Origin of the sequence: Paraburkholderia sp. UCT31 (assembly GCF_014397655.1) — a bacterium.
Classification (GTDB): Bacteria; Pseudomonadota; Gammaproteobacteria; order Burkholderiales; family Burkholderiaceae; genus Paraburkholderia; species Paraburkholderia tuberum.
On record NZ_VZQP01000041.1, the window covers coordinates 1 to 17,000 of the forward strand.

The window sequence follows — 17,000 nt, forward strand, 5'->3', positions numbered from 1 at the left end:
TTAAAGCAAAATATCCAGCAAAAGCAATATAAAAATACTAATTTACATGGCTACACGATAGTCCCCAAAAAATAGCCGAAACCCAGTGCCGACGGGGGTTCCGGCTGTTTGAGAGGCCGAAGTATGATCTAATGGTCGAGCCTGATCGCGCGCATGGAGCGGCACGAACCGAATAGGTAATCGGGGCGTGCACCCTTCCTGTTGCGACGATGCCGCGGATTTGCTTCATGCAGTCGTGGTCGGTCTGTGAGGACCGGCGATGGAATAGGCGCGTCTCGGCAGGTGTAAAACCACCAGCAGATCCCCACATAATTCGTGGCATGCCCGTTACCAAGCCGGGCTCCCCTGCTACGCCCGGCGCGGCAGACGTACGGCGAATGCGGTCTCTTCTTTATCTGACCGCGCCTCGATCGCGCCGTGATGCGCCTTGGCGATTTCGCTCGCGATATACAGTCCGAGCCCAAGGCTGCCTTGCGCGTCCTCGTTGATTTTTCGCTCTGGACCTCGCTGAAGAGGATCAAAGATGCGCTCCAGCAACAGTCCCTCGATGGCTGGTCCGCTATTGCAGACTTCGAAGCGCACCTCGGCCTCGTCGCCAGTCACCACGACGCGAACGGGCGCGTCTCGCGCGCCATATCTGAGCGCATTCAGAACGAGATTGCCGAGCAGTTGCTGCAGACGCGGACCGTCCCAGACACCCTGAACGTCACCGTGCACCTCGAGCTCGATCTGCCGGTCTGGATGGACTGCGCGCAACTGGTCCAGCTCATCGGTGAACACTTTCGTCAGATCAACGGGAGCAGGTATGACGTTAATACCTAGCCCGAGCCTTGTTCGGTTGAAATCGCACAGATCATCCAGAAGTGCCTGCATCCGGGCGCCGCTGCGCACCAGACGGGCTGCAGCTTCTGAAACGCGCTCCCCCGCGTTGAGCGCGGACAGATATGAAGCTGTCACCTGGATCGTCTGCAGCGGGCTCCGCATGTCGTGTCCGAGCATCCCAAGCAACAGGTTGCGAGCCTGATCGACTTGTGTGCTGAAAAAACCGAGTGATTCGGCCAGCGCCTGATCGATGGCCTCGTTGAAGCGGACGATGTCATCCAGATGAGGCGCATCGGGCTGACACTCATCCATCCACAAACGCAGCACGCTTGCACGCAAAGCGCGGTATTCCGCGGCCAGCTGGTTGATGTTGAAACCGCCTCGAGCGCGCAGGACCGCATGGGATTGCGCAGCTGTCTCCGGCGCATCCGTCAGCCGGGGTGCCCGCCCCAAGGATTTTTCGTGCTGCGCTTCCCTGGTCTGCGAAGTCTGCAAATCCCTGGCTACTGCTTCCAGAATCTGCTGGGCGTGGTCGCGCAACGCGAGGGTGCCCATGTTGCCAGCGGCTGGCAGCAGCGTGGCGGCAAACGCCTCCCACTGCGCCAGAATGGGCTCCATTTCCTGCACGATAAAATCGGACAGTCGCATGCCTGCTCCGGCGAAGAAATTGAGGAGATTTTTAGCCGAACCGATATTACGCGCCAGTTCGTCGCGGGATCCATCGGGTTTACACCGTCTTGGACTACCTAGAGGTAGTCCATGTACTCGTAATGAACCGCCTGGATTTTCTCGACAGTGGTGAGCGTTCGTGTCCGGCCTTTCATGAAACGCCACAACGATTCGCCGCACGCCCCTGAGCGGGGAGAACTGGAGCGGCAGGTCGAATCGCTTCGACGCGATATCCGCCAATTGCAGCTTGAACACGACATCCGGGAGAAGACGTCGCTGGCCGGGGTGGCTCTCACGTACGCGCGACGCGAAGCTGATTCGGTCGATGTCGCGCAAAGGGTGTTCGCCCGACAATGCGGCCCACGCAGTCTCCGACGGCTCTTTCTCTTTAGACCTGACGCTTAGGTGATCCGATGTCCGTACGGCCCCCTGCTTTTCGAGTTCTACTCTCTCGGGTACTGCGGCCGTCAAGCAAAGGCACCGGTTTACCAGAACCGATGGGTAAGCGATTGGATCGAAACGCGTGACCAACACCCCGCTGCATCTTCCTCTGATGGCGAATGGCCGGCCTGCACGCCAATCCCTCTCTCGTTGCGTCCGTAGGCGAGACGTCTGTCACCCGAAGCGCGCGTGCAGCCAGTCCTGCGCCCAGTTCTTCGCATAGGCTACCGCGTCCTCGCGTGCGTCGAAGCCTGCCAGATCGCCACTCGAATGAATCTCGTACCCGGTGCCGTCGGCACGGCTGCCGCTGATGCGTGCGTGGGCCATGTACTCGCCGTCGGCCCGCCGGGGGGTCGGGTCGATAACGATCAGGGTGGAATTGAAGCGCATGGTATTCCTTTGGGGTTATCGCTCGATTGCGACTGTCGCAGAGGGGCGTCGAAAAGCGCGACCTAAGTGCTCAGCATGGCCATGATTTGTCCGGCCTCACGATCCGAATCGCAGCTTGCCATGCCGCGTTCGCATAGAAGCGCACGAATCGACATGAACATCAGAAACGCGCCCGCATCGATCTCGTGACGGTGGTCATGGATGAGGCTATCCAGTTCGCCCTGCGCGCCGGGCGGCAGAAACCGATCGACGATGTCAGCACCATTGCACCGAACCCATTTCAGCAGGTCGTTTCTTTCCATACCAGACTCCAATGTTTGCAACGGCTCTGAGTCAACCACCAGCGGATGAAGTTCGAGCCTGCGGTAGAGACGGGAACCGGTTGTGATCGGTGCCTTTGAGGCCGTCTCATTGTGTAGCGGAAAAGACGGAGCGTAGCGACGTGGGCCACTGCGTCCGCAGCCCTTCAGGAGGTGTGCCACGTCTCGGTTTTGGGTGAAAGCGGATCTCCGGTTCCGTCGGGTAAGCAGCTTGGGGACGCGAGGAACGGTCGCAGGTCGAGTGACGATTTCATGCTACGCCCATTGATGGATTTGTACAGATAAACTCGTGCTCCAGGCGCCGTCAGAGAATCACGGGGACCATGCAAGTCAACCCGGCACTTACGTACCGCAGCGCCGGTAGGCGGCGGCGATCCGAAGATCCACATCGGACTGCCTCTCTCCTCAGGCTCATCATGTGGCGACGCAGAGTGCGCCTCCGACATGCGCGGCAAGCAGTCTCGACGTCAACAATTCAACGACGGCGAAACGCAGCGCGCGAAACTGCAGTGCAGCCCCGTTCGCCCTTTTTGGCGGAAATCGATTCACCCTTTCGTCAGGTCATAAGGCGTTCCAGCGTTACCCGGCCGCCTGCGAGGAGACCGATGCGATGTTTGCGCCTCTGGCACGACGCGGACGCGCCCGCGACCACGCCATTGCCGAGCGTGACACGCAACGGCTATCCGGACCGACTTCATTTCGGGGGTACGTGTTCGTCGCGGAACCGCCGGGAACGCGTGGCCCGATTGGGCGACGAGACGGCGTGAGCCAGCGACGCCAATTGCTGCTCGACTTGCAGGTCTGCGGTACGTTTTTGCAGCCGGCCACATCGAATCTTCGGGGATGGCCAAATCGCGAATCGTTCGGGAGGATGATCGCCGGCGAGCGTCCCGGGCAGCATGTCGATCGCAGCCCTGTCCCGCTATTGCGGCAATGAGGTATGCTCACCGCCGGGTAAAGGGTCCGTTGCGCAGCGGAATGCGGCCATACCGGTCGCCAAAGAGCGGGAGGTGCCGGCCGCCTTTTATGTGCGAGCGGCGATCAGATCGGCCATCAGGCAGACAGTAATTCGTCGCACGATCGAGCACATCGATGGATGCTGTCCGTCAGCGGCGTTTTCATATGTCGATGACCGAAGCGCCGCTCACCTTTCCGTCGACGATGTCCTTTCCCTGCTGCCGGGCGGCTCGCCTTGCCGTACCGAAGTCAGAGAACGTATGCGTTTGGTTCAGCCTGAAGACCCGGCTTGCGGAGGGAATTGCTGTCGCCGCCGGACGACATATCCGTACTGCAATTTCGTAACCTTCCGCGTAACGGGAATGTCCGTCAAAGCGACTGAATGTGCGGGGAAAGACAAGGGGATGAAGTTCGTACCCCTTGTAGAGAAGAATCGGGTGTGTCGACATGTTGGTCACTCCACAGGGTATGGCTCACTATACGCTGGAACGGGTTACATCGGGCCGCGCAGACGCGGAGACTGTTACCAGAATTGTATTGACCGATAGTACTGTCGCGCGTACCTTGAAACGTGGGGTCGGCAAAGCGGGGCACTGCCCGGATTGTCATAGCGTTGGCTTAGATGGCCGGCGACGACTGCCTGCCTGGTTCCACCTCTGCGCTTACGTTGCAAACCCTTCAAGAACACCACGATCAACAGCGTCTGCTTGCCACGCGCGATGAGGCTGGCCAAGGATACGGGAGCGACCCACTTCGTGAGTTCGGGACAGTGTGGTGCCCGATCGGACAAACGTGAGCGGAATGCCGGGTGAGGGAACGCTTGCGGATGTTAAGCACGAAGCTCGGGTATCCGCGTACCGGACAGCCAGCCAGGAAACTTCGTTCCGGTCGCCTCGTCGGTGTGGCTCGGGGGCGTATCTCCTTCGGCCAAACCTGCACAACGATCAAAAACGTGCTGCTTGCTGCGGCCAAAAGGAGTGACCTGATGACAACCATTCGCCATTATCGCGGTCTCGATATTTCCCTACTCGTGTATCCGCATCGCACGACTCAACCGGGACATGGTCACAATTACGAGGAAGGATTCGATGCGTCGATCCGCATCAGCGACCCGGATTCCATGACGGACAACCCGCGAAGTCGCTTATTCCGTGTGCCCGGCAAGAGGCCGTTCGTGAATGCCGGCGACGCAAGGCGCGCGTCGGTGGCCTACGCCGAAATGCTGATTGATACTGACGGCTTTGATCGCACCATCCTGGAATCCCCCTGAGTGCTAAAGCCAGAACCCGAGTCTATGCAGAAGGTACCCGTGTTCGCGCGCGCCAGGGGCACGCCATCAACAATGTGTGTGATAAAGAAGTTGACCTTCTGATCGTCAGTCGCCAGATGCTCGGCAGGCTATGCCGGTGCGACCGCATTGCTGCCAGTTCCGGTCATCGCCTCCTCAGGCGTCGACCACGAAGTAGATGCCGTCATGCCCGAAGGGAAGCCATGTCCATTCCATCTCGGCCGCATAGTGACCGATGGGTGATTGCCGTCCGCCCGCGCCTGCGTTCACACTTCGACCCATTCTGAAAGCTCAAAGAAGTTCGCACTGAGCGCCCGCTCAAATCGGAAAGTAACCGATCGATCGCGCGTGATGTTTGCGCGCGCCTTATTGCACGCGTCCTGACGCCTAAGATGCGTTGAGCGTGCAGAACTGGGGCGTCGCCGTTAACCGCGCGTGTCGACCCAGTTGCGTGCCCAGCGTGTCGAGTGCTGCAACGCCTGCTCCTCACTCGTGAAGTAATCGAGCGAATAGAACTGGTAGCGGCCGTCCGCGCGCTCGCTATCGGCGCGTTCTAGCAGCAGGTTGGAGGAAAAACTGCCGTCGGGCAAACGATGCGCCGAGGGCTGGACGGCATAGCCGTTGTATTGTTGAATTTGTTTGTTCTGCATTTTAGTTTTAATAATGTCGAGTGCGCGCGTGCCTTGCGAAATGTGCACAGGTACGCCGATTCAAAGGCATCTCAGGCCGAATCTGAAGCAGTCGGAAAGCGAAGACGTGGCGCTAATGCCAGAGGGGAAAATGAGCGCAATGAGACGTATGGCGCTTGGCAAGCTGCCGGCGAAACCGATGCAGCCAGGAGCGAACACGCCACTTCGGGAAACAACGCTCCGTAAGGATGTCCCTGCAACCCGGCGTCCGTCGCGGAACGCCGGGCTCTTCAAACTTTACAGCGGCTTGATGTTAGCTGCCTGCAGACCCTTCGGGCCTTGCTTCGTTTCGAAGCTCACCTTCTGATTTTCAGCCAGCGTCTTGAAGCCGTCGCCGCTGATTTCGGAGAAGTGAGCGAAAAGGTCGTCACCGCCCTTGTCCGGGGTGATGAAGCCAAAACCTTTGCTATCGTTGAACCACTTAACGGTACCGGTATCCATGAAGAATCCTTGAGAAAAAACGGGAAAATGTGCTCCGTTGAAGAGCGTATGAAGCGTCAAGGAGGGAGAGGACAACGAATACCGCTGAGGAGCGAGCAATTGATGAACAGCAATCGAACTTCTTGAACTTCATGCGGCACCTTAACCGCCAAGTGGTACCAGCGTCAATACTTATCTTGTAACTGTTTCACGGGGCGGGGCCGTTTTGCAGACGAAGCGATCCAAAGACCGGGTGCGCTGCACGAAGCTGCGAACCGGCACGCCTCGATCGATTTACGGATTGGCATACGATTTCGCTGTGCCTGTATGGCCGACATGCTCTATATGCAGAACGGACGCCATATTGTCGCAATCGCAGTTAGCAAAAGACACGCTCCCGAGCAAATTGAACAGGCGCTATCGTTGAAGGGCTGTCCCCCCACCCGTTACGGCTTGGCAGCAGAAATCTGCGAACGTCCCAAGCTGGACACAACGCATACACCTTCTGAATTTTTGAATTCGCGCAGTCACAGCTACTGCGCCATCTGCAGATCCACGATCGCCGCGGCGAGAAACCGTGCTGCTTCGCCGCCCGTGACGACCCGATGGTCGAACGTCAGACTAAGCGGCAAGATCCGATGCACGGCCGGAACGCCACTTACCGCCACGACCTGCTCGTGAATGCGCCCCGCTCCGAGGATCGCGACAGTGGGCGGCACGACCACGGGAGCTGCGTATTTGCCGGCGATCATGCCGAAGTTCGACAACGTGATCGTATTGCCGCGCAGTTCCTCCGGTGGAATCTTGCGTGCCCGGATGTCGACACGCATCCGGTCGAGGCCGCCACGCAGATCCGCTGCGTTGCGGTGTGCAACGTCGCGCAATACCGGTACAAAGAGGCCATCCGGTAGATCGACGGCAATGCCGAGGTCGATCTTTTCCAGTACGTGACGCCGTCCCGCATGTCCGTCGAACCATGCGTTGAGCCCGGGTTCGGCGCTGCATCCTGCTACCAGCGCACGGATCAGGCGGATCGTCACATCGGTATGTGGCGGCCACTCGTGAATGTCGGCGTCGTCGATGACGGTCGCGGCCGCCACTTCGCTCTGCGCGCGCGCCATGTTCTGCGCCATCGCGCGCCGCACGCCGCGCAGCACTTCGGGCGGACCGAGCTGAGCGAGTATCTTCGCGACGCGCTGCACGTCAGCCGCCGTGATGACACCCTCCGCCCCCGACGGTGTCACCATCGCAAGATCGACATCAAGCTTGCGTGCGAGCGCCCGCACCGCCGGGATCGCCTTGATTGTGCCGACACCCGTGCCCGGGCTGCCGCCGAGCGCCGCCGGCGCTTCGTGCACCACATGCTGGCCGACCTCCATATGACCGACCACGGTACCGGCATCGGCTTCGTCGGCCGCTCCTTCGAATGCGACGAGCGGCGCCCCCAGATGCACGATGTCGCCCACCTGGCCGAACAGTTTCACGACGCGGCCGGATTGAGGCGACGGAATATCGACGATCGCCTTCGCCGTTTCGACCGACAACAGCGGTTGATCCGCGCGAATGTCTTCGCCGCTCCTGACGTGCCACTCGACGATCTCCGCTTCCTGCAATCCTTCGCCGAGATCAGGCAGTTTGAAGATTTTCATGGCATCCCTACGCTTGCAGCGCCTGCCTGACCGCGCCAACGATGCGCTCAGTGCCTGGCATGTATTGATTCTCGAGTCTGTACAGCGGCACCACCACGTCATAACCGGTGACGCGCTGCACTGGTGCGAGCAGCGAGTACAGTCCGCGCTCGGCGATGTTGGCGGCGATCTCCGCGCCGACCCCTCCGGCATGCGAGCCCTCATGCACGATCACGCAGCGTCCGGTTTTCGCCACCGACGCGAGAATGGTGTTCATGTCGAGCGGCTTGAGCGTCGCCACGTCGATCACCTCGGCCATTACGCCTTCCTGCGCGAGCAGATCGGCCGCGGCCTGCACGTCTTGCAACGCGCCTCCCCAACCCACCAGTGTGACGTCTGCCCCATCGCGCAACGTAAAGCAACTGTCGAGCGGCAGCGCTTCGCCGTCATCCTCCACCGGCTGCCTGAAGAGCCTGTACAGCCGCGTCGGCTCGAAGAAGATCACCGGGTCCGGGTCCCGGATCGCCGCCAGCAGCAAGCCGTACGCGCGTGCTGGCGACGACGGCGTCACGACGCGCAGCCCGGGTATGTGGGTGAACAGCGCTTCAGGGCTTTCGGAATGGTGCTCCGGTGCGTGAATGCCTGCGCCGCATGGCGCACGGATCACCAGCGGACACGTCAGTCGTCCGCGCGTTCGATGCCGCAGACGCGACGCATGATTCAGGATGTGATCGATGGTCGGATAGACAAACCCGGCGAACTGGATCTCCACAACGGGCTTGACGCCCATCGCCGCCATGCCGATCGCGCAGCCGGCGAGGGCGGTTTCGGCCAGCGGCGTGTCGATCACCCGCTGAGCGCCAAAGCGCGTCTGCAACCCGACGGTCGCGCGAAATACGCCGCCGTTCACGCCAATGTCCTCTCCGAGCAGCACGACGGCAGGGTCGTGCGCCAGTTCATATGCGAGCGCCTGATTGAGGGCCTCGACCATGTTGAGGTCAGCCATCGCCGTGCCCCTTAGCCGGCGCGAAACGTTGCGCCATCGCCAGTTGCTCACGCATCGCTGCGGGCAACGCCTCATACAGGTGATCGAACATCGCGGACGGGCCCGGAGGCGGTATCGCCAGGTACGCGTCGACGGCCTGCTCGACCTGCGCCCGGCACGCCTTACCGAGTTCCTCGTCCTGCGCCTTGGTCCAGACGTTCACGTGCATCAGGTAGGTGCGCAAACGAAGCAGCGGTTCGTATTCCCATTGCTTGCCGATGACCTCGGCGTCGCGATAGCGCGTCGCGTCATCGGCCGTCGTGTGATCACCAAGGCGATAGCTGAGCGCCTCGATCAGCGTCGGGCCATCGCCGCGGCGAGCCTTGGCGAGCGCCGCGTGGACAACCTGATGCACGGCGATCACGTCGTTGCCGTCGACCTGCAGCCCCTCTATTCCTGCAGCGATCGCTTTTTGCGCGAGCGTTTGCGCAGCGCTCTGGTGGCTGCGTGGTACCGAAATCGCCCACTGGTTGTTATTGACGACGAGCACAAGCGGCGCCTGCCAGACACCGGCCATGTTCATCGCCTCGTAGAAATCGCCCTTGGATGTGCCGCCGTCGCCGAAGATCGCCACCGCAACGCGCGGCTCGTGACGCAGCAGGAACGCGTAGGCTGCGCCGGCCGCATGGCACACCTGTGTGCCGATCGGCACACAGTTCGGAAAATCGTTACGGGGCACGCTGAAATCGCTGCCGCGCTCGTCGCCGCCCCAATACAGGAGACTTTCCGTCATCGTGACGCCGCGCAGCAATTGCGCGGCGTGATCGCGATACGAAGGGAACAGCACGTCGTCGGACTGCATCGCGCTGGCGACACCGACACCGATCGCCTCTTGGCCGACCGACGACGCAAAGGTGCCGAGCTTGCCGGTACGCTGCAGCGCGACCGCCTTCGTGTCGAACGCCCGTGTCAGCACCATGGCGCGATAGAGCGGAATCAGCGCCGCCGGGTCACGTGCGAAGGCTGGCAATGACTGGACAGGCTCGCCATCGGGGCCAAGGTATTGCGTATAGCCGATATGAAAGCTGACAGCCGTCGTCATGTCCGCCTCCCATGTTCTTTCAGATTTCAAATACGTGCCGGAGTTCGCGCGCGAGCGCTACCGCGTTTGTGCCGTCAGAGTTCGGCGCGTACCAACTTGAGTTTAGGCAAGGGAAACACGTACAGGGGCCAATTCCTCGCCGCCTCAACCACACGCGGCACGGCAACCAGGAATACGAACGCCCGATTGTCGCAATGCAGCAGCGGGTGGCCGGTTGCGCGGCCCCGGAAGCAGACGGGAATTGGGCCGGCATCCCGCCGGCCGCGGCCGCTCCAGGCGAATATCGGCCGGGCAGAATCGGACGAAGACCGGAACGCGCTCGCTCAAAGCACCTTGCATCCAGCGAGGAAGATGCGAACCGCCTCACGCGCGATTCTGTTGCGCTCCGATGCGCCGGGGCGCCTCCTGGTGGCGCCAAGCAGCAGCCGCGCGCGGACCCCGCCGAGTACCAGGTGTAGAAACTGCTCGGTAGCCAGCGCAACGTCATCGAGTTGCAATGCGCCATCGGCGACTGCCGAACGAAGATAGTCCGAAAGCGGCTCCATGCCGCGTAGTCCACCCGCCTTGTTGTAATACCCGCTGATGAGTTCGGGAAAACGATAGGCCTCGGTCAGAAGCAGGCGATGCAATGCGATCATGTCAGGCCGCGTGCCCACATCCAGCAGATGGAGCGCGACCTTCTCGAGGACGTGCTCCGGACGGCGCGCATCGAGCACGATATCGCCGAGTTGCGTGATCCATGAACGACGCAGCGTCTCGACGATTGCGCTGAACAGGCCCGCCTTGCTGCCGAATCGATCGTACAGCGTTTTTTTTGCAATACCCGCCTCTCGCGCGATGCCTTCAAGGCTGGTCTCGCGATATCCAGCGGCAAGAAAATGGCGCTGCGCAACATCGAGCAGGCGCTGCAGACGAATTTCGGACTCTCGCAGCGTAGGACGCCCGCCTGATCGGATAGGTTGAGTCTGTGTTTCGCGCGTCACGATCCAGGCCTATTGACAATGTCTACCGACGGCGGAAACTATACCGGCGCGTTTCCGTCAAGCTACCTGGGACTCGGGGCGAGGTCAATGGTCGATTTCTTTATCGAGCGTCCGATCTTCGCATCGTCGATCGCCATCATCATGGTGCTCGCGGGGCTCATTGCCTGGTTCAACCTGCCGGTGGAGCGGTTTCCGCAGATCACGCCGCCACAGGTTCTGGTCAAGTCGACCTATACGGGTGCGAGCGCGCAGGTCGTGGCGGACACCGTCACCGCGCCGCTCGAAGAGCAGATCAACGGCGTGCCGGGTATGAGCTACCTGTCGTCGGTGAGTGCCAACGACGGCACGTCCACGATCACCGTCACGTTCAACGTCGGCTACAACATCGACATCGGCGCGGTCGACGTGCAGAACCGCATCTCGCAGGCGACGGCGCAGCTTCCCAGCATCGTCAATCAGGCCGGCATCACCATCCAGAAGCAGAACCCGAACTTTGTTCTGGCGGTGAATCTCTATTCGCCAGACGGCTCGATCGATCCTGTCACCCTCAGCAACTACGCTTATCTCCAACTCGTCGACTCGCTCAAGCGCCTGCCCGGCGTGAGCGATGTCACGATCTTCGGCGAACGCCGCTACTCGATGCGCATCTGGCTCGACCCCGACAAGCTCGCCGCGCTCGGCATGACAGCCACCGATGTCCAGCATGCGATCGCCGAGCAGAATGTGCAGGTCGCCGCAGGCAAGTTCGGCGAGGCGCCGGCGCCGGCGGGCACGACGTTTCAATACCAGATCAACACCCACGGCCAGTTGGCGGACGCGCAGCAATTCGGCAATATCGTGCTGCGCGCCGGCACGGCGAGCGACGCAACTGTGTATCTGCGCGACGTGGCGCGCATCGATCTGGGCGCACTTCAGTACACCTCTAGCGCCTCCGTGAACGAACACCCGGCGGCGCTGCTCGCCGTCTTCCAGTTGCCGAGCGCTAATGCGCTCGACCTCGACCAGCGTGTCAAGGCCACGATGCAGACGCTTGCAAAGCGCTTCCCGAAAGGGATCGCGTGGGGCATCACCTACGACACCACCATGTTCGTGTCCGCCTCGATGGTCGAGGTGATGAAGACGCTTAGCTTTGCGCTGCTGCTGGTGCTGGGCGTCGTGTTCCTGTTCCTGCAGAGCTGGCGGACCACGTTCATTCCGATGATCGCCATTCCAGTGGCGCTCATCGGCACCCTCGCGATCATGCTGGTGCTCGACTTTTCGCTGAACACGGTCAGCCTGCTCGGCATGGTCCTCGCTATCGGCCTCGTCGTCGACGATGCGATCGTCGTGGTCGAGAATGTCGAACGCCAACTCGAGAGCGGGCTTACGCCCATGGCTGCGGCCAAGGCGGCGATGCGGGAAGTGACGGGGCCGATCGTTGCCACCTCGGCAGTGCTCGGCGCCGTGTTCGTGCCGATCGCCTTCCTGCCGGGCGTGACGGGCCGTCTCTACAATCAGTTTGCGTTGACCATCGCCATTTCGGTGGCGCTCTCGGCGTTCAATTCCCTGACGCTCAGTCCGGCGCTCTGCGCGTTGCTGTTGCGACGGGACAGGCCGCCACGGTTCATCCTGTTTCGCAAGTTCAATCAAGGCTTTAACTGGGCGCGCAGCCACTACGCGAATTCGCTGCGCGGCTTGATCCGGCTGCGCTGGCTCGCGCTGGCGGTCTTCGCGTGTGGCCTGGGTGTGACCTGGCTGCTCCATTCGACGATTCCTTCCGCCTTTTTGCCGGTTGAAGATCCCGGCTATTTCTATGTGATTACGCAACTCCCGTATGGCGCTTCGCTGCAACGCACCGAAGCCGTGGTGGAGAAGACCCGCGCGATCCTGAGGGCGACACCCGGCGTGGCGAACGTGCTGTCCATCAGCGGTCTGAATTTCATCACTCGCAGCACGACGTCGAACAGTGCGGCCCAGTTTGTGATCCTCAAGCCGTGGGACGAGCGAGGTGCGAAGCAGAGCGTCGCCAACCTCATCGCCACGGTACAGCCGAAGCTCAATCAGATTCCGGAGGCGGTGGCGCTTGCACTGATTCCACCGACTATTGCCGGCCTCGGCACCTTCGGCGGCTTCGATTTCGAAATCGAGGACCTGAGCGGCCGGGGCAGTGCCGCACTCGGCGAGGCGACCCAGGCCTTTCTCGCCCAGGCGCGGCAACAGCCCGAACTCGAGCGGCGCACCCTGCTCACCAGCTACAACACGTCGACGCCGCAATACGATTTCAATCTCGACCGCGTGAAGGCGAAGCTGCTCGGGCTCAACCTGAGCGATGTGTTCAATACGATGCAGATCTATCTCGGCTCGCTGTACGTGAACAATGTGACGCTGTTCGGCCGCACCTTCGAGGTGTTGCTCGAGGCCGACGACAACGCCCGCGGGAACCGCAGCGACCTGTCGCGGCTCTACGTGCGCAACGCCGCGGGAAGCATGGTGCCGCTGGGCACGCTCGGCCGGCTCGAACCGACGGTGGGGCCGGACACGGTGCCTCATTACAACCTCTACGGTGCCGCGGAGATCACCGGCAGTGCCGCGCCGGGCTACAGTTCGGGCCAGGCGATCGCGGCGATGGAGCGCGCGGCGCGCGTTTTGCCGGCGGATTTCGGCTATGACTGGACGGGCATTACCTATCAGGAGTTGCAGGCCGGCTCGGTCGCGGGCATGGTCTTCGCGCTCGCGCTGTCCTTCGTGTTCCTGTTCCTCGCCGCGCAATACGAGAGCTGGACGTTGCCGTTCACCATCATCCTCACGGTGCCGCTAGCCCTGTTCGGCGCGCTGGGGCTGCTGTGGCTGCGCCACATGCAGGTCGACATCTATGCGCAGATTGGTTTCGTCCTGCTGATCGGGCTGGCGGCGAAGAACGCGATCCTGATCGTCGAATTTGCCAAGCGGCGCCGCGAAGCCGGCCTCGATATCGTCGCGGCGGTGACCGAGGCGGCACGCCTGCGTCTGCGCCCGATCCTCATGACCGCGTTCGCGTTCATCTTTGGCGCCGTCCCATTGATGATCGCCTCCGGCGCGGGCGCCGCGAGCCGCCGGTCGATCGGGACGACGGTGGTAGGCGGCATGCTCGCCGCCACCCTGCTCAGCCTGGGATTCGTGCCGATCTTCTACACGGTGATCGAGCACTTGCGTGAGGCCGCGCTCAAACGTATCGGTCGCGCGCCTCGCGATGGCGGCGAGGCGGCGTCCGGGGATTGATCGGGGAGCAACGGCGCAATGAGAGTCGGCAAACTTCGCGTTGTAGCCACAACAGGCCTGGCGATCGCCGTAGTCGTCTGCGTCCTGTCGTTCACAGGTGGGGGAGCGCGACATGCTACCGGCAGCCCGCCCGCGCCGGACCCAGCCGCCCCCACCGAGGTGCCCGTAACCCAGGTGGTCGAGCATACCGTGCCGGTTTACCTCGAATATGTCGGCACCACGGACGCGATCCGCACCGTCACGCTTCAGGCGCAGGTGACCGGCTACCTGGCGAAGCAGGGGGTGTCCGATGGCTCGGACGTGAGCAAGGGCACGCTCCTGTATGAGATCGATCCGCGCAGTTATCAGGCGGCGCTCGATCAGGCGAGGGCGCAGGCGGCAAAGGATGCGGCTGCGCTCGAATATGCCATCGCCAGCCATCGCCGCAATACGCTGATGAGCGAGACGGGCGACGTGTCGATCGATACGCTGCAGCAGTCCGCGAGCACCGAGCATCAAGACCTGGCCGCGCTCGCGGCGGATCGTGCGCTCATCGAGACGGCGCTGCTCAATCTCGACTTTACGAAGATCCGCGCGCCGTTCTCCGGGCGTCTCAGCCTGAGTCAGGTGCATGAAGGTGCGCTCATCAGCAGCACGGGGACCCAGCTCAACACCCTCGTGCAGCTCGACCCGATCTATGCCACCTTCAATCCGCCGGACACCGATCTCGCCACCATCCAGCAGGATCAGGCGAAGGGGACCATCGCGGCCGAGGTCATCGTCGGTCAGGGCGCGAGCCCGCAGTACCGTGGCAGGCTCACGTTTCTCGACAACAACGTGGGGCGCAGCAGCGGCACCATCACCGCGCGCGCGACCGTCGAGAACCCGGATCACACGTTGCTGCCGGGGCAATTCATCCGCGTGCGCCTGCACGTCGCGGACGCACCCAACACGCTGCTGGTGCCACAAGTGGCCGTCGGCTCCAACCAGCTTGGCAAATACGTCTACGTCGTCGGCGCAGACAAGCGGGTCGAGCAGCGCTACGTGACCCTCGGCTCGGACTACGGGCCACTTGTTGCGGTCAGGAAGGGCGTCGTTCGGGACGATTCGGTCGTTGTCGGCAATCTCCTCAAGCTCAGCCCCGGCATGGCCGTGAAACCGGTTGCGGCGAAGCCTTCGTAAACGGCCCGTAACATGAGGAGCGCGCAGCAATGACATCAAACCCCGGCTTTGCGCGTCACCCCCGGGCAGCATGTTGCCGCAGCGCCGCCTGCGCGGCGCTTTCGGCGGCGACGCTGCTTGGCGGCTGCGAAGTCGGACCTGACTTCGCGCCACCCGGGCCGCCGCAGGTCAGCGGCTATACGCGGGAGCCGCTGCCGGAGCGAACCGTCGCGTCGGACGTCCACGGCGGCGAGGCGCAGCGCTTCGTGCAAGCTCTCGACATTCCGGGGCAATGGTGGACGCTATTCCACTCGGCTGCGCTGAACGCACTCGTAGAACGTGCGCTTGAGGCCAACCCGAGCCTGCAGGCGGCGCAGGCCACCCTTCGCGAGGCCAACGAAGCGCTTTACGCAGCACAAGGGGCGCTGTTCCCGACGGTGAGTGCGGACATCTCGACTGCTCGCGAGAAGATTTCGGGCTCGCCGTTCGGGATCTCGACCACGGTGCCGGTCTTCAGGCTCAACAACGCATCGTTGAGCGTCACCTACCTGCTCGATATCTGGGGCGGTACGCGCCGGCAGATCGAATCGCTCGCCGCGCAAGCCGAGTACGAACGCTTCGAACTCGAGGCGAGCTATCTGAGCTTGACGTCGAACGTCGCCACGGCCGCCGTACAGGAGGCTTCGTTGCGGGCGCAGATTGCAGCCACAGAGGAGATCGTCGACATCGAAACGCAGCAACTCGCGGGATTGAAACGACAATTCGCGATCGGCGCCGTCGCCAATGCGGCGGTACTCGCGCAGGCGGCCACGCTGGCGCAAACCCGCGCGCAGTTGCCGCCGCTGCAAAAGCAACTGGCGCTGACCCGCGATCAGCTCACGGCCTATCTTGGCCGCTTCCCGAGTGACGAGCTGGTCGAGACGTTTGATCTCGCGTCGCTGCAGTTGCCCGACACGTTGCCGGTCAGCCTGCCGTCGACACTCGTCGAGCAGCGTCCGGACATTCGCGCGTCGAAAGCGCAACTGCACGCCGCAAGCGCAGAGATCGGCGTCGCGACCGCCAATATGTTGCCGCAACTCACGCTCAGCGCCGCCTATGGCAGCGAGACCAACGATGCGCTGTTTTCGCCGGGAAGCGCGATCTGGAACCTGGGAGCGGGACTCACGCAGCCCCTCTTCGAAGGTGGAACGTTGCTGCACCGGCGCCGCGCCGCAATTGACGCTTTCGATGCAGCAGCGGCGCAGTATCGCAACACCGTCATCTCGGCGTTTCAGAACGTGGCTGATGCGTTGCGAGCGCTGCAATCAGATGCGGACGCAGTGGTGGCCGAGGCGGCAGCCGAGCGGGCGGCGGCGGACAGCCTCGCTGTGTCCCAGCGCGAGTTCCACGTTGGCGCGATCAGCTATCTTGCGCTGCTCGACGCGCAGCGGACGTACCAGCAGGCCCGCATCAGCCTCGTCCAGACTCAGGCCACCCGGTATTCCGATACCGTCGCACTCTTTCAGGCTGTCGGCGGCGGATGGTGGAACCGCAGCGATGTGATGCGTGACCGCGGCTAATGATCCTCATCGCGGGCATGCCCTCCAGTCGCCCGGAACCATGCGGCACAGTCATGGTCCTGGCAAGCCATTCCGGACCGCTCGGATTGACATCCTGTCGGCCCGCAAGCAGACCGTGGCAAATCTGGTTCGAGTGGTTCAGAGTGGCCGTAAGTGGAGGGCCGACCTTCTGCAACGGGGCGCCGGGTGCTTTCCAAGGCAGCCCCGTTCAAGCCTGGCGGTTCAGACGCCGGACGAGGCATACTTCGCGACGCTGCCGATCAAATCGGCAGCATCATTGCCTCGGACGTTCCACTTAAAATCTCAACTGACTGTCCGAACGAGCGAGGTCACCTCCCGGAAGACTGGACGCATCACCGCCGACAAAACG

The 17,000-nt window shown here is 62.2% G+C and carries 14 protein-coding genes and 1 pseudogene; 4 read left to right on the plus strand and 11 right to left on the minus strand.

The window, feature by feature from the left end; all coding sequences use genetic code 11:
• Nucleotides 1-348 precede the first annotated feature (348 nt).
• The 5 genes and pseudogenes from F6X40_RS28665 to F6X40_RS28685 all read right to left on the minus strand — a co-directional run bounded on the left by F6X40_RS28665 (nucleotide 349) and on the right by F6X40_RS28685 (nucleotide 4,048).
• Nucleotides 349-1,470, minus strand: coding sequence for a sensor histidine kinase (locus F6X40_RS28665; protein WP_187630135.1), 1,122 nt, complete (start codon nucleotides 1,468-1,470; stop codon nucleotides 349-351).
• 636 nt (nucleotides 1,471-2,106) lie between these two features.
• Complete coding sequence (locus F6X40_RS28670) at nucleotides 2,107-2,322, minus strand: hypothetical protein (protein ID WP_184064443.1); 216 nt, start codon at nucleotides 2,320-2,322, stop codon at nucleotides 2,107-2,109.
• A gap of 62 nt (nucleotides 2,323-2,384) precedes the next feature.
• Nucleotides 2,385-2,624, minus strand: coding sequence for a hypothetical protein (locus tag F6X40_RS28675; protein ID WP_187630136.1), 240 nt, complete (start codon nucleotides 2,622-2,624; stop codon nucleotides 2,385-2,387).
• A 493-nt stretch (nucleotides 2,625-3,117) separates the two neighbouring features.
• Nucleotides 3,118-3,389, minus strand: a pseudogene (locus F6X40_RS43315) (translation initiation factor IF-1).
• Nucleotides 3,390-3,760: 371 nt separating this feature from the next.
• Entirely contained in the window at nucleotides 3,761-4,048 is a 288-nt protein-coding gene (locus tag F6X40_RS28685; RefSeq protein ID WP_090810393.1) for a hypothetical protein, read from the minus strand.
• Between the two features lie 536 nt (nucleotides 4,049-4,584).
• Here F6X40_RS28685 and F6X40_RS28690 point away from each other — a divergent pair.
• Nucleotides 4,585-4,869: a hypothetical protein gene (locus F6X40_RS28690; RefSeq protein WP_187630137.1), complete on the plus strand. Its 285-nt coding sequence runs from the start codon at nucleotides 4,585-4,587 to the stop codon at nucleotides 4,867-4,869.
• A 443-nt stretch (nucleotides 4,870-5,312) separates the two neighbouring features.
• Here F6X40_RS28690 and F6X40_RS28695 read toward each other — a convergent pair whose 3' ends face one another.
• From F6X40_RS28695 to F6X40_RS28720, 6 genes are all read right to left on the minus strand, one after another.
• The gene (locus tag F6X40_RS28695; RefSeq protein ID WP_184032310.1) at nucleotides 5,313-5,537 is read right to left on the minus strand and encodes a hypothetical protein; all 225 of its coding nucleotides are present in this window, start codon (nucleotides 5,535-5,537) and stop codon (nucleotides 5,313-5,315) included.
• Nucleotides 5,538-5,813: 276 nt separating this feature from the next.
• Entirely contained in the window at nucleotides 5,814-6,017 is a 204-nt protein-coding gene (locus F6X40_RS28700) for a cold-shock protein (RefSeq protein ID WP_012428559.1), read from the minus strand.
• A gap of 512 nt (nucleotides 6,018-6,529) precedes the next feature.
• A complete protein-coding gene (locus F6X40_RS28705; protein ID WP_187630138.1) occupies nucleotides 6,530-7,645 on the minus strand; it encodes a dihydrolipoamide acetyltransferase family protein in 1,116 nt (371 codons plus the stop codon).
• Between the two features lie 7 nt (nucleotides 7,646-7,652).
• Nucleotides 7,653-8,630: an alpha-ketoacid dehydrogenase subunit beta gene (locus F6X40_RS28710; protein ID WP_187630139.1), complete on the minus strand. Its 978-nt coding sequence runs from the start codon at nucleotides 8,628-8,630 to the stop codon at nucleotides 7,653-7,655.
• Nucleotides 8,623-9,711: a pyruvate dehydrogenase (acetyl-transferring) E1 component subunit alpha gene (gene pdhA, locus F6X40_RS28715; protein ID WP_187630140.1), complete on the minus strand. Its 1,089-nt coding sequence runs from the start codon at nucleotides 9,709-9,711 to the stop codon at nucleotides 8,623-8,625. The genes F6X40_RS28710 and pdhA overlap by 8 nt, the downstream gene beginning before the upstream one ends.
• A 323-nt stretch (nucleotides 9,712-10,034) precedes the next feature.
• Nucleotides 10,035-10,694, minus strand: a complete 660-nt coding sequence (locus tag F6X40_RS28720) for a TetR/AcrR family transcriptional regulator (protein ID WP_316251690.1) — start codon at nucleotides 10,692-10,694, stop codon at nucleotides 10,035-10,037.
• Nucleotides 10,695-10,781: 87 nt separating this feature from the next.
• Between F6X40_RS28720 and F6X40_RS28725 the strand changes: the two genes are divergently transcribed.
• Genes F6X40_RS28725 through F6X40_RS28735 form a run of 3 tightly spaced genes read left to right on the plus strand, consistent with a single transcriptional unit; the run spans nucleotide 10,782 to nucleotide 16,630 of the window.
• Nucleotides 10,782-13,931: an efflux RND transporter permease subunit gene (locus F6X40_RS28725; protein ID WP_187630141.1), complete on the plus strand. Its 3,150-nt coding sequence runs from the start codon at nucleotides 10,782-10,784 to the stop codon at nucleotides 13,929-13,931.
• Nucleotides 13,932-13,949: 18 nt separating this feature from the next.
• Nucleotides 13,950-15,092 carry an efflux RND transporter periplasmic adaptor subunit gene (locus F6X40_RS28730; RefSeq protein ID WP_187630142.1) on the plus strand — a complete coding sequence of 381 codons (1,143 nt, stop codon included), beginning with the start codon at nucleotides 13,950-13,952 and terminating at the stop codon, nucleotides 15,090-15,092.
• 29 nt (nucleotides 15,093-15,121) lie between these two features.
• The gene (locus F6X40_RS28735) at nucleotides 15,122-16,630 is read left to right on the plus strand and encodes an efflux transporter outer membrane subunit (RefSeq protein WP_187630143.1); all 1,509 of its coding nucleotides are present in this window, start codon (nucleotides 15,122-15,124) and stop codon (nucleotides 16,628-16,630) included.
• Nucleotides 16,631-17,000 lie beyond the last annotated feature (370 nt).